Raw genomic sequence first — 19,776 nt, 5'->3', positions numbered from 1 at the left:
TGTAACATCCTGAAAGGGCACACATCTAATTAGCATAAATATGATGCAGCAGGTCCAATTTTCCAGGTTTCCGATTGAATTATGCTGTTGGATAGGGGCATTGGTGCTGCTTTACTTATCCAATCCCGGTATGCATCATTTCACCCTGTGTCCATTGGAAAATGTGGGTGTCGACTGGTGTCCGGGATGTGGGTTAGGCCGTTCGCTCACCCTGTTGATGCATGGCGAGTTTGTAGCATCCGTATCAATGCACCCGCTGGGAATTCCGGCTTTTTTGGTGCTTGTCCACCGAATTTATTGTTTGACAAAACTGAATATAACAGCTAAATTACGATACCTATGAGCAACCGTAACATATTGATGAACATCGAGGGAATCACGCCCGATGAACTGCTGTACCTCCAGCATGCCACCGCCTCACTGACCGATGACCAGCTTAAAAATTTCGTGCTGCTCTATATTGGCAAACGAAAACGCGCACAGGATATCCTGCTGTTTACGCTGCTTGGTTTTCTGGGATTTGCCGGCGTGCAGCGCTTTATACTTGGCCAGGTAGCAATGGGTGTTATCTATTTCCTGACCGTTGGCTTCTGCTGGATAGGCACGATTGTCGACCTGATTAACCACAAGAGCATGACTGATGAGTATAACCAGCGCGCAACGCGCGAATGCCTCCAAATGGTAGCGGGTTACTGAGCGGGCAATCCGCCTGCCCATTCTGCATGGAACTGTGCCAGGTATTGCTCCATAAAGGCGTGCCGTGAGGCGGCAAGCTCCCTTGCGGTATCGGTGTTCATTTTGTCCTTCAGCAGGAGCAGTTTCTCGTGGAAATGATTTAACGTCGGGGCGGTGCTGTTTTTGTACGACTCCCTGTTCTGTTGGGTGACGGGAGGAATACCGGGGTTATATAGTTCGCGATTTTTGAAGCCGCCATAATGGAACGCACGGGCAATGCCAATGGCGCCGATGGCATCCAGCCGGTCAGCATCCTGTACGATGGCCAGCTCCGGTGAATGAAAGGTAACATGGCCCAGGCTCGCCTTATATGACATGTTCAGTATAATCTCCTGCACATGCTTTACCCGGTTCTCATCCACTCCGATTCCGTTTAGGTATTCGCCTGCGATCCGGGGTCCCAGCGTTTCATCGCCACCATGGAACTTGCTGTCGGCAATATCGTGCAGCAGGGCAGCCAGCTCGCATACAAGTGTGTCTGCCGGTTCCCGGGTAAGGAGGTACTTAACGTTATTCCATACCCGCAGGATATGCCACCAATCGTGTCCTGCCTCCGCATTGGCCAATTGCCGGCGCACAAAATTGACCGTTTGATCAATGCAGTGTTTCATGAATGCGGCCTGTCAGCAGGTTGCCGGCGGCTACCCGCATAAATTTCATATTCCAGTAGCCGGCAATCCAGTCTTCCGTTATAAAATTCAATCCGGCGCGACGAATGCAGGCCTATTTTTTTGGCCAGGTCGGGGTTGCCTGTAAACACGTAGCCGGTATAGCCGCCACAGTCCTGTTTGAAAAAGTCGCCGATGCGGCTGTATGTAGCCTCCAGTTTGGTATGTGTCCCCATACGCTCGCCATATTCGGGATTGAAGACAACCACTCCGGGCGCCCCGGGCAGGGGTGTTTCGGCAAAATCGCAGACATGAAAGTCAATAAGCTTATCCACTCCCGCGGTCTTGGCATTAAGAATGGCCGTTTCAACGGCCTCTTTTGAACGGTCTGAGGCTACAATTTTGGCCGGTGCCTGTTTGTTGACCTGCTCTTTCAGTTTGCGCCGCTCGGCAAAGAAGACCTGCTCATCGTAACCCAGGATGTGCATGAATGCGTAATTCATCCGAAAAAGACCCGGCTTGCGGTTCGTTGCAATGAGTGCTGCTTCGATGGCCAGGGTTCCCGACCCACACATCGGGTTGATAAAGACCGATTGCTTATCCCAACGAGTGGCATACACCACGCCGGCGGCCAGCGACTCCAGCATTGGCGCTTTGCCGGGGAATTTGCGGTAGCCGTGCTTGGCAAGGGTTTCCCCTGAAGTATCGAGAAAGACCTCTGCACGGTCTTTCTGCCAATGCAGGTGCACCACGGTCCGCTGCAGGCTTGGCCCGCTGTCGGGCCGGAGTCCCTTTTTGCTCTTGATGCGGTCGGCAATTGCATCTTTTACCTTTAAGTTGGCAAAGAGCGGTGTGGTAATGGTGGAATTGTTTACATTGGACGTAACAGAAACATAGCCGTCAGCTGCAATGAGTGTTTCCCAGGGAACGTCCGCCAGTGCTTCATAAAGTTCCTGGGGGTCATTTGCGCGAAACGCCTTCAGGGAATAAAAGACCTGGCTGGCGCAATGCAGGTTCAGGTTGAGTCGGATGCAATCGTTGACTGTCCCTTCGAGCTCAATGCCTGTAGCAAAAGCTTGTTTGACATCGAACCCGAGTTGCCTTACTTCGTCTTGCAGGTAGGGCGACAGGCGTCGGTAACACGTGATAATGATTTTAGCCGGGGTGTTGAAAACTTCCATAAGATTTCGGCAAAGTTACCTATTATTGTAGGTAAAAAATTTTTAATTTTACAGTTTCAATAAAATCGCAAAGTAATGGAAATACGAGGAAAAGTACACGAAATTGGTGATGTGCAGCAGGTTACCGATACGTTTAAGAAAAGAGATCTAATCATCCAATATGCGGAGAACCCTCAATTTGTTGAATATATCCGTTTTGAGGCAACACAGGACCGTACCTCATTGTTTGATAACCTGGGCATCGGTGAAGAGGTGGAAGTTTCATTTAACCTGCGTGGACGTCCCTGGACCAATAAAGACGGGGTAACCAGCTATTTCAATTCGTTAGTGGCCTGGCGGGTAAGTAAAGTGACCGGATCGGAAAACGGAGGGTCAGCTTATGCGGCTGCACCGGCTCCCAGCACGCCACCGACAGTAGATATTTCTGCTGACGATGGAAAGGACGACGATCTACCGTTCTAAAAATGTAAACAAACGTATTTGTTGATAAATCGAAGAGGGTGGCGCAGGATCTGTGCCGCCTTTTTTTGTTGCTTCTTTCCGCCAGGTATGAGGTAGTGCCCCGTTTGATTTCCCGGCTACATCATAAAGGAAGATGATAGGGACTTTGTAGGGGGAAATCCCTATGATATCCCTACGGGGTCCGTATCGGATTACCTAACGTAAAGTATACGGTATTTGAATCAGTCCGGCAACTGAGAAAGAAAGATGGAAGCCCTGCAGCCGTTTACATGGAAACGCAGCCGGCAGGTTACTGTTCCGATGGTTCGCCAGGGTTGCCGGCGACCCTCCGTAACAAAAGCCGTTGCCGGCTGAGCCGCTCTTCGAGGATCAGTGAATCGGCTGTATGGTGCAGGATAAGGAAACGCGGCCGATATTTACCGATGTGATGGCAACCGGCCGTTTTGAGCTGCCCGTCAGCCTGACGGTACCAGCCCTCCACCAGCAGACTGTCCTGTCGTACAACGTAGATGCCCCGGGCATATTCTACCCATGTTCCATTATTATAGCATGAATCGGCCATCTTTTTTACCCGGGCTGTGGTGCGCAGGGTGAAATAGATGGAGTCGGGGGCGACAGTCAGTTCATGCAGGGTGTATTGCAGCAGGTCGCCCTGCATGGCTACACTGTCCTGTGTCCAGTGGCCATGCAGGTATTCCAGGCCTTCCTGTCGTATGTCGGGGTTAAAACGGCATGCAGAAAGGCAAAGCGCGATCAGCAGCAGTGCCGATAGCGGTGGTAAAAATGATTTTCGGGAGTCGCCGGCCGTTACTTCAACCCGCCGATCATATCCTCTGGCCGCACCCATTCGTCAAATTGCTCATTGGTTAACAGGCCCAGCTCCAGCGCCGCTTCGCGGAGCGATTTGTTTTCTTTGTGTGCCTTTTTTGCGATTTTGGCGGCATTCTCATAGCCGATATGCGGATTGAGTGCGGTAACAAGCATCAGCGAATTTTCCACGTGCTTTTTGATACCGGCGTAGTTGGGCTCAATACCAACAGCACAGTGGTCGTTGAAGGATACGCAGGCATCGCCGATCAGTTGCGCGGATTGCAGGAAATTGGCGGCCATCACCGGTTTGAATACGTTGAGCTCATAGTGGCCATTGGCACCGCCGAATGCGATAGTCACGTCATTGCCTATGACCTGTGCGGCAACCATTGTCAGTGCTTCACACTGCGTCGGATTGACCTTGCCGGGCATAATGGATGATCCCGGTTCGTTTTCGGGAATCAGGATTTCGCCGATACCTGAGCGTGGACCGGAAGCCAGCATGCGGATATCGTTAGCGATTTTATGCAACGATACGGCCAGCTGTTTCAGTGCACCATGGCTCTCTACGATGGCATCGTGGGAAGCAAGTGCCTCGAACTTATTGGGTGCCGTACGCAGGGGAAGTCCTGTAAACCCGGCGATATACTTGGCCACATTCTCGGAGTAACCCTTTGGCGTGTTAATGCCTGTACCCACAGCCGTTCCGCCAAGTGCCAGTTCCGCCAAGTGGTCCAGCGTATTTCTGAGTGCTTTCAAGCCATAATCCAGCTGGGCCACATAACCTGAAAATTCTTGTCCCAGGGTTAGCGGCGTTGCGTCCATCAAGTGGGTACGTCCGATTTTCACTACTCCGGCAAATGCTTCTGATTTTGCCTTCAGCGTATCCCGCAGCTTTTCCACGCCTGGGATGGTGGTGGAAATAATCCGCTTATAGGCAGCGATGTGCATAGCTGTAGGATAGGTGTCGTTGGATGACTGCGATTTATTTACGTCGTCATTGGGATGGATAAAGGGTTTTCCTTCGCCGAGTTTATGTCCCTGGAGCACATGGGCACGGTTGGAGACCACTTCATTCACATTCATATTCGACTGCGTGCCGGAACCGGTCTGCCAGATGACCAGCGGAAACTGATCGTCCAGCTGGCCCGCCAATATTTCGTCACATACCCGGGCGATCAGGTCGCGCTTTTCGGCCGGGAGTATACCTGCATCCGTATTGGTGTAAGCGGCGGCTTTCTTAAGGTAGGCGAATGCCTCAATAATTTCTTTTGGCATGGAGGCTGCCGGACCAATTTTGAAATTGTTGCGTGAGCGTTCGGTTTGCGCTCCCCAATACTTGTCGGCAGGTACCTGCACCTCGCCCATGGTATCGTGTTCTATTCGGTATGACATGGAATCGTTGTTTTTGATTAAATCGTCCAAAGTTACAAATGATATGGGAGATGTGCGGAAATATAATGGAAAATAAGCATAGCCAGCTCATCTGCCACGGCCATTGCTGCAACTGCATATGCCCAGCCGGGCATATGCACCTGTGCATCACAGCTTGCACACACGAAATAATTATGATACCCGTCATTCTCATAACTGACCGTTGTCACGGCGTGTGGATGGGGAATCGTTAATTTTGTTAGGCTTAATCCGCGATCGAATGAGCGTGAAGCCGGCACTGAAAAACACACCATGAACGAAACCAATCAACATCGCTTTCATATACCCGTAATGGGACTGGGATTTACGATTGACACACCGCTGAAAGTGGCGCGATATGGCATTGCATCAGCACTTTCCCTGGCCGACGATCACCTGCTGGAGCAGATGCGGGCGTTTTATACACCGGCATCCGGTCGCCCGTTTCGTCCGATTTCAACTCATGCTACCGACTACAGGGCCCGGCGGATTACAGCGTACCTCAACCTGGTACACGACATCGTTAATGAGCAGGTGACACGGCTGCGCAACGGACAGTTTGAAGCGGGCAGTGAGCTTACCCGTTATTTCGAACTGCTGCCGGATGAATCGCCGGTGAAACGGGATTACATAACGATGTGTTCCAGCAAAAGTGCCGAGCGGGAAAGGCTGGCCACCGAACTTCGTGCGGCCGTTACAGCGGGCGCGATTGATGTGAACATCATGACCAAGGTCGACAAAACAAATTATGCAGCAGATGGCTCTCCGTTGCCGCCGGAGTATTCGGATGCGTCGGCTGCGCTGCGGGGATTTGCGATGAGCACACTCCAGTCGGCTGTTATCCTGTCGGCTGGGTTAAACCCGCGGCTGTATAGCTACTTTGAACAGTTTGACGATTTCTTCCCGGATGGAAACGGCAGGCTTGCTAAACGGATCATTCTGAAAGTAAGTGATTACCGGTCGGCGTTGATCCAGGGCAAACTGCTGGCGAAGAAAGGGCTCTGGGTGTCCGAGTTCCGGATCGAGTCCGGCCTGAATTGCGGCGGACACGCATTCATCAGTGACGGGATGCTGCTGGGACCGATTATGGAAACATTCAAGACCCAACGAGAGATGCTTTATGCCGAGTTGAAAGGCCTGTGCGATACCGCGCTCATCACAAAACAACGGCCGGGGTTCGGGGGGAATCCCCCGCAGCGTATTACTGTACAGGGCGGAATCGGTACAGCTGGTGAGGACCGATTTCTACGGGATTATTATCAATTGGATGGCACCGGCTGGGGAAGCCCCTTTCTGCTGGTCCCTGAAGCCACGAATGTGGATGAAGATACACTCGGTAAACTGGCGGATGCACAGCCCGGGGATTTTTACCTGAGTAACGCGTCGCCGCTCGGGGTGCCTTTCCATAACTTCCGTCCGAGCAGCTCCGAGGAACAACGGAAACTGCGGATCGCCAGGAACCGTCCGGGCAGTCCCTGCCACAAGAAATTCCTTTCGTTTAATACGGAATATACGGATAAAGCGATCTGCACTGCTTCGAGGCTATACCAGCACCTGAAACTGCAGGAAGCACGTATCCGTTTTCCCGATGAGCAGGCATACCGGCAATTGGTGGCGGCAATTACGGAAAAGGACTGCCTGTGTGAGGGGCTCGCCGCGCCGGCTGTACTGGTCAATAACATAACACCCGCACACAACCTCCGGGCGGTAACGATCTGCCCGGGACCCAACCTGGCCTACTTTTCCAGTATCGTATCGCTGAAGGAAATGGTCGGTCACATTTACGGTAAAGTCAACGTATTGAACGGCCGTTTCCGTCCAAACCTGTTCGTCAATGAGCTACGCCTTTATGTCGATTACTTAAAAGGAGAAATCGGAAAACACCAGCATGATTTTACTGAAAAGCGTATCGTCTATTATCAGTCTTTTTGTGATAACCTCCTGCGGGGGATCGAATATTACCATGCTATTGTCCACGAGCTGCAGCGTTATACCCACACGGGGACAGACGAAATGAAAGCTGCCATGGCAGATGTGGAAAAAATACAACTTCAATTAGCCGGGGCACATGTTGTGAAGACGCTGTCGTAGCCGGCCGGCAATGAACTGCAGGAAATGCCACCGAGGGTCCGGCAGGGAATGGGTAAAGGGTATCATGCGAAAAGAAAAACCCCGGCAGGAATGACTGCCGGGGTTTTTCTTTGAATAATATTGTATGGATCTATGACCTCGCTATTTGCTCAGGTACATCGATTTTTTTGCATACATTTCCCGGAAGAACGGATCGTCCAGGTCTTTGATAAAGCGAATCGCCTCACCGGTAGATTTCATCTCCGGGCCAAGCTGTTTATCGACATCGGGGAATTTATCAAATGAGAAGATCGGTTCTTTAATGGCATAACCCTTCAGTTTGCGTTCGATGGTGAAATCCTTCAGTTTATTGGTGCCCAGCATTACTTTGGTAGCTATATTAATATAAGGCACATCGTATGCCTTGGCAATAAACGGCACCGTCCGGGAAGCGCGTGGGTTGGCTTCAATCACATATACGTTTTCGTCTTTTATGGCAAACTGGATGTTAAGCAGTCCGCTTACGTTCAGTGCTTTGGCGAGCTTGATGGTGTATTCCTCCATTTTTTCCTGAACGTTTTTTGATAGGCTGAACGGCGGAAGTACGGCACTGGAATCGCCGGAGTGGATGCCCGCCGGTTCGATGTGTTCCATCATGCCGATAATATGCACATCCTCACCGTCACAGATGGAGTCGGACTCGGCTTCCTCTGCGCGATCGAGGAAATGATCGATCAGCACCCGGTTTCCGGGCAGGTTGCGCAGGAGTTTGACTACAGCCGTTTCGAGCTCTTCATCGTTAATAACAATGCTCATGCGTTCGCCGCCAAGGACGTAGCTGGGGCGTACAAGTACCGGATAACCCACTGCATTGGCCACCTTAAGCGCTTCTTCTGCACTTTCGGCTACTCCGTACCGGGGGTAGGGAATGTCCAGTGATTTGAGCAAGTCGGAGAACCGGCCGCGGTCTTCGGCAAGGTCCATATTCTGGAACGATGTGCCGATGATACGGACACCGTTGGACTCCAGCTGCTCGGCCATTTTGAGGGCGGTCTGCCCGCCAAGCTGTACGATAACGCCAACCGGTTTTTCAAGTTCAATGATTTCACGTACATGCTCCCAGAATACCGGCTCAAAGTAGAGCTTGTCGGCCATGTTAAAGTCCGTCGACACCGTTTCCGGGTTACAGTTGATCATGATGGCCTCATAGCCGGCTTCTTTTGCCGCCAACAGGCCGTGTACACAGGAATAATCGAACTCGATGCCCTGGCCGATACGGTTAGGGCCGGATCCCAGTACGATTATTTTTTTCCGGTCGGAAGCCACTGATTCGTTTTCCTCCTCAAATGTGGAGTAGTAATAAGGGGTCTGAGCCGGGAACTCAGCGGCACAGGTGTCTACCATTTTGTATACCCGGCGGATGCCGAGTTCCTTGCGCCGGTAATATACGTCGTCCTCTGTGACGTTGCCAAGCAGCCAGGCGAGCTGTGCGTCGGAATATCCCTTTTGTTTGAGGGTAAGGAAAAAGTCTTTGGGGATGTTGTTGAGCTGGTAGCGGCGCAACTCTGTTTCAAAATGCACCAGTTCCTGTATCTGGACCAGAAACCATTTGTCTATGTTCGTGGTTTTGCGGATGGATTCGAGCGGTACGCCCATTTCAAACGCGTCCTTAATATGGAAGAGGCGGTCGCTGCTCGGATGTTCGAGGCTATGCATAATCTCTTCCAGGTTGCGGCTCTGCCGTCCATCCGCACCCAGTCCGCTGCGACCGATTTCGAGGCTCTGACAGGCTTTCTGCAAGGCTTCGATAAATGTGCGTCCGATTGCCATCACCTCGCCCACGGACTTCATCTGTAGGCCCAGTTCGCGGTTTGCGCCCTTGAACTTGGCGAAATTCCAGCGCGGAACTTTCACGATGACGTAGTCGAGTGTCGGTTCGAAGTAGGCCGATGTTGTTTTGGTGATCTGGTTTTCAATCTCATCCAGGTTATAGCCGATGGCTAGTTTGGAAGCGATTTTGGCGATGGGGTACCCAGTGGCTTTCGATGCCAGGGCAGATGACCGGGATACCCGCGGGTTGATCTCAATGGCAATGACATCCTCATTTTCCGGATTGACCGAAAACTGGACATTACATCCGCCGGCAAAATTGCCGATCGCGCGCATCATTTTAATGGCCTGGTTACGCATCTCCTGGTAGCAGCGGTCGCTGAGTGTCATGCCCGGGGCTACGGTGATGGAGTCGCCTGTATGGATGCCCATCGGATCGAAATTTTCGATGGTACAGATAATAATCACGTTGTCGTTGCCGTCACGCAACAGTTCGAGCTCAAATTCCTTCCATCCCAACACGGCCTGCTCTACCAGTACTTCGTGCGTAGGCGATGCCTGTAACCCACGGCTTAAGGCAGCTTCAAAATCTTCTTTTTTATGCACGAACCCGCCACCGGTCCCGCCAAGGGTATAAGATGGACGGATAACCAATGGGAATCCAATCTCCTGGGCAGCTTCCTTTCCTTCGAGGAAAGAGTTGGCGATTTTGGATGGGGCTACGCCGACACCGATGTCGACCATCAGTTTACGGAATTCTTCGCGGTTTTCCGTTTTTTCTATGGCAGCAACATCCACGCCGATTACCTGTACATTGTATTTTTCCCATAGTCCCCGCTCATCGGCCTGTATGCAGAGGTTAAGTGCGGTTTGGCCGCCCATCGTGGGTAATACCGCGTCAATTTGCTGCTCCTGAAGAATCTGCTCGATACTTTCGCAGGTAAGCGGCAATAAATAGACGTGGTCTGCAATAACCTTGTCGGTCATGATGGTCGCCGGATTGGAATTGATGATGGATACGGTGATCCCTTCTTCTTTAAGCGACAGCGCGGCCTGTGAGCCGGAATAGTCAAATTCGCAGGCCTGACCAATGACAATAGGACCTGAGCCGATAATTAATACGGAGTTAATGGAGGTGTTTCTGGGCATTATATGGTGAAAAATGTTAACAAATTCCAACTATCGTTAGGGTACAAAACAGCATGAATGCCTGAGGAACTGTAGGTAGGATATTCCGACTGCTTTGTCGGAGTGCAAAGGTAAACCTTTTTGGGGAATAACCGGTTAAATATTTTAAGAATCAGCCAATAACTTTTTCATGGCGCGCAGGCAGGGGGTGCTGGCTGTTTTCTTCGGGGCGGGCGGTACTTAACGTTTTTGCATTTATTGCATGATTATACCGGGCTTTTGTTATTATTGCCCCACACCATCTCCATCGGCAATGGGCGATCAGCAGCATGTGATTAAAATAGCGGTAGTTGGACCGGAGTCCACCGGTAAATCCACAATAGCCAAGCAGCTGGCTCGGCACTATCATACGGTATGCGTACCCGAATATGCCCGTGAATACTGCCTGAACCTCAACCGCCAGTACACGCTGCAGGATGAGATGAATATGTTTTATGGCCAGCTGGCCCTGGAACAGTCCCTGGTGCCACTGGCCCAGAATGGCCTGTTAATCTGCGACACCATGTTCCTTACCATCAAGGTGTGGTGCGATCACCTGTTTGGGCATACCCCTCAGGCCGTACACGATGAACTAAGCCGGCACCGGTACGACTTCTTCCTTTTAATGGACATCGATCTCCCCTGGATGGATGACCCGCTTCGGGATTTTCCGGATTTAAGAGTACATTTCATGCAGGTATGGCACCGGGAACTGCAGGCTATCCATGCCAGCTATCAGGTGATATCCGGACTGGGTGACCAGCGGTTCGCGCAGGCACTTCAGGCGGTAGACGGGTTTCTTAAAAACAGTAAGGCAACCGGTCACTGATCCGGTTCGTACAGCGATGCATCGATGGGCTTCAGCTGTCCGGTTCGATAAAAATATTTTTCGATCACCAGGAGGGAAATCAGGTTTTCCAGTTCCCGGTTTTTGAACTGTGCCACAAAGTGGTGTGCGTTGGCTATGATGTTTAATGCCTCGTTTGGATGTTGGATGTAATGCGTTAACTTTTCTTCCAGGTCCGAATAGTCGTCCTTGATGCACACATAATGGAAGTCGGGTATTAACGTCGATTCCATAAACCAGGTCTCAAATTTTGGGACGGGCATTACGGCCAGCGAATTGGACGACATTATCCATTTCAGGTTGGTGGCCACATCATTGCCCTCCAGTGCCAGGATAAATTTGTAATCCAGGTGCGCGTCGATGCTGAGCTTTTCCGTTGACCAGTGCGGGTTTCCGTCTGTATTGGTCTGTCCAAGGTCACACAGGGGATGCCCGAAATACTGTTCGTAGAACCGGATGCGGTGCGGTTGGGTAATGGCTCCCCGTCCGATCAGTTTATCCTGCTTATGCAGGAAAGGCTTCCGGTCGTTGATGAAATTAAAGTGCCTGACCTTATCAAGTTTCAGGATCACTGCGTTGGCATTATCGCCCTGCACCGGCCTGCTTTTTACAAATGCCGGCTCCCCGGGGACGTGGGTAACATCGCCCCAACGGTAATTGATTTTTAGGAAGGCGGGGAAATAACGCAGGTACTCCTGGGAATCAAAACTATATACGCGCGGCCTCGCCAGCCGGTCAACATCGGCAATACGGATTGCCCCGTCCGAAAGCTGGTATCGCCCTGCCAGCCTATTATAGTGGTTAACGCGCTGCTTGATCACATGCCTGTCAAATGCCGATACGGAAAGCAGCCTGGCTTTAAGCTGCCGCCGGCAGGTGCTGCGGGGCATTAAGAATGTATTTGCAACTGCCCGGATATAATAGCCTAATTTGCTGCGTTTATGCCGCTGGAAAAACATGACGGTTACCTGTCTGGCAGCGGTTGCCCATGCTGCTTAATACCGATAATGTTCCGGTTTGTACGGGCCATCCACCGGTACGCCAATGTATTCGGCCTGATGGGCATCGAGGACATCGAGTTCCACGCCTATTTTCGCCAGGTGCAGGCGGGCTACTTTTTCGTCCAGGTGCTTCGGGAGTGTGTATACTTCGTTTTCGTAGTTGCCGCTGTTGGTCCAAAGCTCGATCTGTGCCAGTGTTTGGTTCGTAAACGAATTACTCATGACAAAAGAAGGGTGGCCAGTGGCACATCCGAGGTTTACCAGACGGCCTTCAGCCAGTAAAATGATGTCTTTGCCGTCAATCGTGTATTTGTCCACCTGTGGCTTGATCTCAATTTTGGTCTGGCCGTAATTGGTGTTGAGCCAGGCGACGTCAATTTCATTGTCAAAGTGACCGATGTTACATACCACGGTTTTGTCTTTCATGGATTTAAAGTGTTCGGCCCTGACAATATCGCGATTGCCGGTTGTCGTTACCACGATGTCGGCCTCTTTTACGGCGTTGGCGAATTTTTTGACTTCGTAACCTTCCATGGCGGCCTGCAATGCACAGATGGGATCAATTTCCGTTACGATAACCCGTACGCCGGCGCTGCTGAGCGATTCGGCGGAACCTTTCCCCACATCACCGTACCCCGCTACAACCGCTACTTTACCGGCGAGCATCAGGTCGGTGGCGCGACGGATCGCATCAACCAGCGACTCGCGGCAGCCATATTTATTGTCAAATTTAGATTTGGTGACCGAATCGTTCACATTAATCGCCGGCAGGTGCAACGTGCCGTTTTTCATCCGTTCATACAGCCGGTGAACGCCGGTGGTGGTTTCTTCGGAAAGTCCCTTAATACCCTCCACCAGTTCGGGGTACCTGTCGAAGACCATGTTAGTCAGGTCGCCTCCATCGTCTAAGATCATATTGAGCGGTTGGCGGGATTCGCCAAAGAACAGTGTTTGCTCGATGCACCAATTAAATTCTTCCTCGGTCATGCCTTTCCAAGCGTATACGGGAATGCCCTTGGCGGCAATGGCTGCCGCAGCGTGGTCCTGCGTAGAAAATATGTTGCAAGACGACCAGGTAACATCGGCACCCAGCTCAATCAGGGTCTCGATCAATACGGCCGTCTGAATGGTCATGTGCAGGCAACCGGCGATACGGGCACCCTTCAATGGTTTGGACGCACCGAATTCTTCGCGAAGGGCCATCAGTCCGGGCATTTCGGCCTCGGCCAGTTCGATTTCCTTGCGGCCCCAATCGGCCAGACTGAGGTCTTTTACCTTGTAAGGGATGTATGCGGTTGCTGTTGCTGACATGATTTTCTGTGTTTAATGTTATATAAATATCGCTGCAAAGGTAGCGGTTTTGGGTCTGAATTTCAAATTTGATGCTCACTGTTAGGGTGTTACTTTTTACGGAAGAAAGTAATACCCTAGCGGCGGACAATACAAAATCTGACATTCCCCTGAAACGTTGTATTTGGTTAACGCGGGACAGTACCGTATCTTTGTAGCGAGTAGCAATATAATAGTATAACAGAAAGGACTAAACACTATGTATCCAGAATATTTGGTAGCGCCGATGCGCCAGGAGCTGACCGATGTCGGCTTTGAAGAATTGAAGACCCCAGCTGAGGTAGATGCGGCCATTAACCAGGAAGGCACCGTATTTGTCGTGGTCAATTCAGTTTGCGGCTGTGCGGCAGCGAACGCACGCCCGGCAGCTCGTACCGCGATCCAGCATGAAAAACACCCCAATAAGGTGGTAACTGTTTTTGCCGGCATGGAAAAGGATGCGGTAGACAAAGCCCGCGCTTACATGCTGCCCTATCCGCCATCATCACCCGCAATGGCACTGTTTAAGGATGGCAAGCTGGTGCACATGATTGAACGGCATCAGATCGAGGGCCGTCCGGCGCAAATGATTGCCGACAATTTGGTGGCCGCTTTCGATGAATACTGCTAATCTTTCTTTTTAATTTTTTGAATAATAAGAAAAACCCCTCCGCCATTCGGCAGAGGGGTTTTTCAATGGATGAATGTTCCGCGGGTCAGTAATCCACGGGAATGTTCAGTTCTACCCGGCTGCCACGTTGCGGTACACCGGTGATGCGTATGATATTACGATCTGTACTGGACAACGCTTTTTCCACGTCATCTGCGCTGTTTACCGGTTGACCGTTAACATGGGTAATGACCAGCCCGCGCTGTACATTAAAATAGTCGAACAGTCCGTCGGAATGTACCTGGGTGACCACTACGCCGGAACTCACACCCAGTTCCTTTTTCTTGGCGTCGGTAGCCGGTACGAAGCCCGCACCTAACCGGTTGTATATTTCCGTTGCGCTCCGCTCGGCCGCCGTCTCTTCTTCGGCCTTTGGACGGTTGTCTTCTTTCAGGGTGACGGTCGCGTCACGCTCCTTACCGTCGCGCTTGTAGGTGAGTTTTACCTTGTCGCCCGGACGCAGACGGTATATGCGCTCCTGTAATTGGGCAGATGAACCGATCAGCTGGTCATCCAGTTTCGTAATGATGTCGCCCTTCCGGATACCGGCTTCTTCGGCAGCCCCGTTAGGCGTCACGCCGTTTACATACAGCCCGTTGATTTCCTTGATGCCCAGTTCTTCGGCATAAGCCGGATCAAGTTCCCGGAATGTGATGCCGATCAGGCCCCGTTTTACTTCGCCGTATTTGATGAAATCGTCGGCAATTTTCTTGACAAGATTAACCGGAACGGCAAAGCCGTATCCGGCATAGTACCCGGTGGGTGAGGCAATATTGGAGTTGATGCCGATCAGCTCGCCGTGCGCATTGACCAAAGCGCCGCCGCTGTTGCCTTTGTTAATAACGGCATCGGTCTGAATGAAGGATTCCACCGCATTGGCAATAAACTCATCGTTTTGCGGACGGTAGCCACGTTGCTGCATTTCCCGCTGGTATTGCTCGTATTGTTCCTGCCGGATGATGCCTGTAGAGCGTCCTGTGGCACTTACGATACCCGCGGTCACCGTCGACTCCAGCCCAAGCGGATAGCCGACAGCAAGTACCCACTCGCCGATCTTGACATTGTCAGAATTGCCCAGTTTGACGAACGGCAGTCCGGATGCGCTGATTTTGATCAGTGCAATATCGGTATTCGGATCGCGGCCAATGATTTTGGCTTCCAGAATCCGTTTGTCGGTAAGCTGCACCTCCACTTTATTGGCATCGGCCACCACGTGGTTATTGGTAACAATGTAGCCGTCTTCTGAAATAATCACACCCGAGCCGGTTGCCTGAACGGGCTGCGACCGTTGTTGTTGCCGCTGCCGGGGCATGCCGAAGAACTCCTCAAACATATCGAAAGGACTTGCCCCGTAGGATTGCTGTGCGGTGTACGTCGTGCGGATGTGTACGACTCCGGGTGCTACTGCCGCTGCCGCCTGCGTGAAATCCGGGTTGCCCGTGGAGGCCGTTATTTCTGAGCTGGGGTTGTTGGCGTAATACAGCTCCTGCCTTTCCTCAAAAGACATCTTGCTTTGCCGTTTGTCTTCAAACAGTTTATAACCGCCCACAGCGACCACCCCCCCCACCAGTGCGGTTATTAATGTTAATCCTATTTTTTTCATAATGCAATAATATTATAGTATGATTTGCTGTTATTAGCAATTGTTCAAATGTAATACCATTTGTGACCCTAAAACAAATGGGAAGACCGGTTTTTCTGTTAAATAATGTTAAAGCAGGCATATTTCCGGTACAATCAGGCATTACTTATTGACCACAGGCTATCGCCGGCCGCTGACTGCCGTTTGCCGCCTTGTGCCTATCGCCGGCTGTTGCGCAGCTACCCGCTGCAGTAGCTGATTATTGGACAGATTTGATTACCTTTGGCGATTGAATAAAACAGTGGTATCCATGGCAGCATATCCATTTTATAAGTACCAGGGCGCAGGGAATGATTTTATCCTGTTTGACAACAGGACGGGCTTTTTTGACCGAAATAATGAAGCGCTGGTGCGTCAGCTTTGCGACCGGCGGTTCGGTATCGGGGGAGATGGCCTGATGCTGTTGCAGTCCATCGACGGTTATGATTTTGAAATGGTTTATTTCAACGCCGATGGCGGGGAAGGCAGTATGTGCGGCAATGGCGGGCGCTGCATCGTGGCATTCGCGCGGGATATGCGACTGATTGACTCGGAAGCTGACTTTTTGGCAGTAGACGGGCGGCATCATGCCCGTATTGCAGGCGATGGACTGGTACATCTTAAAATGATGGATGTCGCTAAAATCGAACAACAGGCGGGTGCTTATGTTTTAAATACCGGATCACCCCACTATGTGCAGGAAATAAATGACCTGGCTGCTTTCCCTGTAGTCGCCGAAGGACAGAAGATACGCTATAACGATACGTTCCGTGCGCAGGGCATTAACGTTAATTTCGTGCAGCCGGAGGGAGCAGGTTATTTTGTGCGCACCTATGAACGCGGCGTAGAAGACGAAACCCTGGCCTGCGGCACGGGAGCCACGGCGGTAGCGTTGGCCATGGCTTATAAAACGGGTAAATCCGGCGATGTGCAGACACCGATCCGGGTTGCCGGCGGACATTTGAATATTAGGTTCCACAGGCAGGGCGATGAATTCTCCGAGGTCTATCTGGTGGGGCCTGCGCAGTTTGTCTTTAAGGGCGAAGTGGCCTGGTAATCTAAATAGGCAAATGAAATTTTCGCGTTTCGCCATTTTGTATATTTCGTTTTCCCTGGCGGTTGCGCTGCTGGCATTGGGCCTGCAACATTTTATGGAAACCGTGCCCGTATTGAGTCCGCATTTCTGGCTGCTCTTTGCTGTGATTTTCTTGCTTACCGGCTTGGCTTACGGGTTGAGCGATATTGGCATTCGGAAAGGGGGGCAGGTGTCCATTCTCAGCCTCATGGGAGGGCTTTTTTTGAAGCTGCTGATCAGTTTGGTTGTAATTGCCGTATTGATCATAAAATTTCCTGAAAATAAGCTGCTTACAGCAATCAATTTTTTTTCATTATATTTCTTGTTCACGCTCTTTGAAGTTATATGTTTGTTGCGTAACTTGCGCGACCAAAATCAGACATAAAAAATTGGGAATAGATGGATTTTAGGCACTTTTTCACTTCAAAAAAAATCAGCTTTATCGTATTTTTTGCTGTTTTAGCGACCTTTTCCACCGTTCAGGCAGCTCCTGCCGAAACAGACAGCACCGCTGTCGAAAGCCATGGAGCGCATGATGCCGAGGTTTTCAAACCAACTGAAGTGATCATGGAGCACATCAGCGATTCCCATGACTGGCACCTGTGGGGTCACACTTCCATCCCCCTTCCGGTTATCCTGTATACTGACAAAGGATTTGATGTTTTCCTTTCCTCTGCGTTCCACCACGGGGAGCAGGACCACCAAGGGAAGCATTATACCTACCGTTGGGTTGACAAAAAGAAGATCCGGGTAGTTGATGCGGCGGGTGAAGTGGACGAAGCAGCTTCAGCCAAGGTGTGGGACTTTTCCATTACTAAGAATGTGGCTGCCATGTTTTTATCCGTAATCCTACTGGTACTGATATTTTCTTCAGTAGCGGGAGCATATAAGAAGCGTGTCGGTAAGGCGCCGAAGGGATTTCAATCCCTCATCGAGCCGATCATTATTTTTGTGCGGGATGATATTGCACGCCCAAATATCGGACATACGTATGCTAAGTTTATGCCGCTTCTGCTTACGATTTTCTTCTTTATCTGGTTTAACAATTTACTGGGTTTAATTCCTATTTTTCCGGGTGCGGCCAACGTAACCGGGAACATCGCTACCACATTCGCCCTCGCATTGGTTGTGTTGGTCGTGGTTAATGTGAACGGGAATAAATACTACTGGGGACATATCCTGAAACCTCATGTGCCCTGGTGGCTTTACCCGATCATGATTCCGGTAGAATTGGTAGGTGTGATATCCAAGCCTTTTGCACTGATGATCCGTTTGTTTGCTAACATCTCGGCGGGTCACATCGTTATCCTGAGCTTGATTTCGTTAATTTTTGTATTTAATTCATTAGCCACGGTAATCACGCCTGTTTCCCTCGCGTTTGTATTGTTCATGAACGTGCTGGAATTGCTGGTCGCTTTTTTACAGGCTTTTATATTTACGTTGCTTACCGCGTTGTTTATCGGCATGGCGGTAGAAGAGCATCATTAATGGTAAATCCTTATCTATTAACTATATATTAAATAATTTTATTATGGTAGGTTCAATTGCGGCACTCGGTGCCGGATTAGCAGTGATCGGTGCCGGTATCGGTATCGGACAAGTAGGTGGCAAGGCGATGGAAGGTATCGCACGCCAGCCTGAAGCTGCATCTAAAATTCAGACCGCTATGATTATTGCAGCTGCCCTTATTGAAGGTGTGGCACTTTTTGCAGTGGTAGTAGCATTGATGGGTAACAACCCAGCGTAAGGTTACTGAATACAAAGGCCGGATCCCTGACGGTTGGTCCTGTATCCGGCCTTTATTGCTTGACACATTAATACTTAAACGTGCAATATGAATTTTGATATTGGCAATCCGAGTTACGGATTGGTATTTTGGACATTAATCGCATTCCTGCTGTTGTTGCTGCTTTTGCGGAAGTTTGCCTGGAAACCCATCATGGAGGCGATAGGAGAACGTGAAAAATCGATCGAAGACGCGTTGACTTCTGCCGAAAAGGCTAAGGAAGAAATGGCACGCCTGACGAGTGAAAACGAACAGCTGCTTAAAGAAGCGCGTGCGGAGCGTGATGTCATCCTTAAGGAAGCCAAGGTGCTGAAAGACCAGATCGTAGCCGATGCCAAAACACTGGCACAGACCGAAGGGGCTAAACTGATCGAACAGGCAAAAAAGGAGATCGACGACCAGAAGAAACGGGCGCTGACTGAAGTTAAGGACCAGGTTTCTTCGCTTTCGCTGGAAATAGCCCGGAAAGTACTCCAAAAGGAGTTTGAAGACGATAAAAAGCAGGAAGCATTGGTAGCCGACTTGCTTAAGGACGTAAAATTGAATTAAGAAGCCCTAAGCTAATCGCATAACGATATGTCAGAGTTTAAAGTCGCCTCCCGATACGCAAAATCACTTATTGACCTGTCACAGGAACGGGGTGTTCTAGAGGAGGTAAAGCAGGATATGGAGCAGTTCATTGATGTGTTGTACACCAATAAGGAACTTCAGGCGATATTCCGCAATCCCATCGTGAAGGGAGACAAGAAAAGTAACATACTGAATGCGTTGTTTGAAAAGAAAGTCCATCCGTCCGTGATGGCCTTTTTCCATATTATGGTGCGTAAGGGCCGTGCGGGAATCCTGTACCCGACAGCGCAGGAATTTATCCGTGAATACAACGACGTAAAAGGCATTGTACATGCTACGGTGGCATCAGCTTCAGCACTGTCGGAAGCTAATCTGGACGCGTTGAAAAACGCGATCGCAAAAGAGATTAACAAAGAAGTAGTACTGCATAACGAAGTCGACCCCGAATTGATTGGCGGCTTTGTGGTGCGGGTGGGCGACCGGCAGATTGATGCCAGTCTCGCAGGGCGGCTCCAGAAACTGGAACGTCATTTCGAATCAAGCAGCGTGAATTGATTTTCCCCGATCGGGATATAAAGTTATAAGTATCAAAAACCCCTAA

20 protein-coding genes are annotated in these 19,776 nt (G+C 50.6%); 12 read left to right on the top strand and 8 right to left on the bottom strand.

Features of this window, described 5'->3' with window-relative positions:
* The first annotated feature begins 40 nt into the window (after positions 1 to 40).
* Both NEV57_RS06500 and NEV57_RS06495 read left to right on the top strand, forming a co-directional pair.
* Positions 41 to 343 carry a DUF2752 domain-containing protein gene (locus NEV57_RS06500; RefSeq protein ID WP_307876398.1) on the top strand — a complete coding sequence of 101 codons (303 nt, stop codon included), beginning with the start codon at positions 41 to 43 and terminating at the stop codon, positions 341 to 343.
* A complete protein-coding gene (locus NEV57_RS06495; RefSeq protein ID WP_257657490.1) occupies positions 340 to 696 on the top strand; it encodes a TM2 domain-containing protein in 357 nt (118 codons plus the stop codon). The genes NEV57_RS06500 and NEV57_RS06495 overlap by 4 nt, the downstream gene beginning before the upstream one ends.
* Here the strand turns inward: NEV57_RS06495 and NEV57_RS06490 are convergent.
* Both NEV57_RS06490 and NEV57_RS06485 read right to left on the bottom strand, forming a co-directional pair.
* Positions 690 to 1,346 carry an HD domain-containing protein gene (locus NEV57_RS06490; protein ID WP_257657489.1) on the bottom strand — a complete coding sequence of 219 codons (657 nt, stop codon included), beginning with the start codon at positions 1,344 to 1,346 and terminating at the stop codon, positions 690 to 692. The two genes, NEV57_RS06495 and NEV57_RS06490, sit on opposite strands and share 7 nt — an antisense overlap.
* A complete protein-coding gene (locus NEV57_RS06485; RefSeq protein ID WP_257657488.1) occupies positions 1,343 to 2,524 on the bottom strand; it encodes a THUMP domain-containing class I SAM-dependent RNA methyltransferase in 1,182 nt (393 codons plus the stop codon). Before NEV57_RS06485 ends, NEV57_RS06490 begins: the two co-directional genes overlap by 4 nt.
* Positions 2,525 to 2,599: 75 nt before the next feature.
* Between NEV57_RS06485 and NEV57_RS06480 the strand changes: the two genes are divergently transcribed.
* Positions 2,600 to 2,986 carry a DUF3127 domain-containing protein gene (locus NEV57_RS06480; RefSeq protein ID WP_257657487.1) on the top strand — a complete coding sequence of 129 codons (387 nt, stop codon included), beginning with the start codon at positions 2,600 to 2,602 and terminating at the stop codon, positions 2,984 to 2,986.
* A gap of 289 nt (positions 2,987 to 3,275) precedes the next feature.
* Here NEV57_RS06480 and NEV57_RS06475 read toward each other — a convergent pair whose 3' ends face one another.
* Positions 3,276 to 3,833, bottom strand: a complete 558-nt coding sequence (locus NEV57_RS06475) for a fumarate hydratase (protein WP_257657486.1) — start codon at positions 3,831 to 3,833, stop codon at positions 3,276 to 3,278.
* A complete protein-coding gene (gene fumC / locus NEV57_RS06470) occupies positions 3,794 to 5,191 on the bottom strand; it encodes a class II fumarate hydratase (RefSeq protein WP_257657485.1) in 1,398 nt (465 codons plus the stop codon). The genes NEV57_RS06475 and fumC overlap by 40 nt, the downstream gene beginning before the upstream one ends.
* A gap of 291 nt (positions 5,192 to 5,482) precedes the next feature.
* Here fumC and NEV57_RS06465 point away from each other — a divergent pair, with 291 nt between their 5' ends.
* Positions 5,483 to 7,300: a hypothetical protein gene (locus NEV57_RS06465; protein WP_257657484.1), complete on the top strand. Its 1,818-nt coding sequence runs from the start codon at positions 5,483 to 5,485 to the stop codon at positions 7,298 to 7,300.
* A gap of 141 nt (positions 7,301 to 7,441) precedes the next feature.
* On the opposite strand, the gene carB is transcribed toward NEV57_RS06465, so the two are convergent.
* On the bottom strand, positions 7,442 to 10,258 hold the full coding sequence (carB, locus tag NEV57_RS06460) for a carbamoyl-phosphate synthase large subunit (protein ID WP_257657483.1): 2,817 nt from the start codon (positions 10,256 to 10,258) through the stop codon (positions 7,442 to 7,444).
* Positions 10,259 to 10,550: 292 nt separating this feature from the next.
* Between carB and NEV57_RS06455 the strand changes: the two genes are divergently transcribed.
* Positions 10,551 to 11,105, top strand: a complete 555-nt coding sequence (locus NEV57_RS06455; protein WP_257657482.1) for an AAA family ATPase — start codon at positions 10,551 to 10,553, stop codon at positions 11,103 to 11,105.
* Here NEV57_RS06455 and NEV57_RS06450 read toward each other — a convergent pair.
* A complete protein-coding gene (locus NEV57_RS06450) occupies positions 11,099 to 12,013 on the bottom strand; it encodes a glycosyl transferase family 90 (RefSeq protein WP_257657481.1) in 915 nt (304 codons plus the stop codon). The two genes, NEV57_RS06455 and NEV57_RS06450, sit on opposite strands and share 7 nt — an antisense overlap.
* Before the next feature lie 105 nt (positions 12,014 to 12,118).
* Entirely contained in the window at positions 12,119 to 13,435 is a 1,317-nt protein-coding gene (ahcY, locus tag NEV57_RS06445) for an adenosylhomocysteinase (protein WP_257657480.1), read from the bottom strand.
* A gap of 238 nt (positions 13,436 to 13,673) precedes the next feature.
* Here ahcY and NEV57_RS06440 point away from each other — a divergent pair, with 238 nt between their 5' ends.
* The gene (locus NEV57_RS06440; protein WP_257657479.1) at positions 13,674 to 14,084 is read left to right on the top strand and encodes a BrxA/BrxB family bacilliredoxin; all 411 of its coding nucleotides are present in this window, start codon (positions 13,674 to 13,676) and stop codon (positions 14,082 to 14,084) included.
* An 85-nt stretch (positions 14,085 to 14,169) separates the two neighbouring features.
* Here the strand turns inward: NEV57_RS06440 and NEV57_RS06435 are convergent, their stop codons facing one another.
* Positions 14,170 to 15,726 (bottom strand): trypsin-like peptidase domain-containing protein, encoded by a 1,557-nt coding sequence (locus tag NEV57_RS06435; RefSeq protein WP_257657478.1) that lies wholly within the window; start codon positions 15,724 to 15,726, stop codon positions 14,170 to 14,172.
* Positions 15,727 to 16,015: 289 nt separating this feature from the next.
* Between NEV57_RS06435 and dapF the strand changes: the two genes are divergently transcribed.
* The 6 genes from dapF to atpH all read left to right on the top strand — a co-directional run bounded on the left by dapF (position 16,016) and on the right by atpH (position 19,730).
* Complete coding sequence (gene dapF / locus NEV57_RS06430; protein ID WP_257657477.1) at positions 16,016 to 16,801, top strand: diaminopimelate epimerase; 786 nt, start codon at positions 16,016 to 16,018, stop codon at positions 16,799 to 16,801.
* Positions 16,802 to 16,814: 13 nt separating this feature from the next.
* Positions 16,815 to 17,204: a hypothetical protein gene (locus NEV57_RS06425; protein ID WP_257657476.1), complete on the top strand. Its 390-nt coding sequence runs from the start codon at positions 16,815 to 16,817 to the stop codon at positions 17,202 to 17,204.
* 14 nt (positions 17,205 to 17,218) lie between these two features.
* Positions 17,219 to 18,307, top strand: coding sequence for a F0F1 ATP synthase subunit A (atpB, locus tag NEV57_RS06420; protein ID WP_257657475.1), 1,089 nt, complete (start codon positions 17,219 to 17,221; stop codon positions 18,305 to 18,307).
* Between the two features lie 43 nt (positions 18,308 to 18,350).
* Positions 18,351 to 18,566, top strand: coding sequence for an ATP synthase F0 subunit C (gene atpE, locus NEV57_RS06415; RefSeq protein ID WP_257657474.1), 216 nt, complete (start codon positions 18,351 to 18,353; stop codon positions 18,564 to 18,566).
* Positions 18,567 to 18,653: 87 nt separating this feature from the next.
* On the top strand, positions 18,654 to 19,154 hold the full coding sequence (locus tag NEV57_RS06410) for a F0F1 ATP synthase subunit B (protein WP_257657473.1): 501 nt from the start codon (positions 18,654 to 18,656) through the stop codon (positions 19,152 to 19,154).
* Positions 19,155 to 19,181: 27 nt separating this feature from the next.
* On the top strand, positions 19,182 to 19,730 hold the full coding sequence (gene atpH, locus NEV57_RS06405; protein ID WP_257657472.1) for an ATP synthase F1 subunit delta: 549 nt from the start codon (positions 19,182 to 19,184) through the stop codon (positions 19,728 to 19,730).
* The last annotated feature ends 46 nt before the right edge of the window (positions 19,731 to 19,776 follow it).

It is taken from the genome of Parapedobacter lycopersici, from assembly GCF_024643285.1.
Lineage (GTDB): Bacteria > Bacteroidota > Bacteroidia > Sphingobacteriales > Sphingobacteriaceae > Parapedobacter > Parapedobacter lycopersici.
The sequence above is the reverse complement of the archived record's forward strand: the minus strand, read 5'-3'. Positions and strand labels throughout refer to the sequence as shown.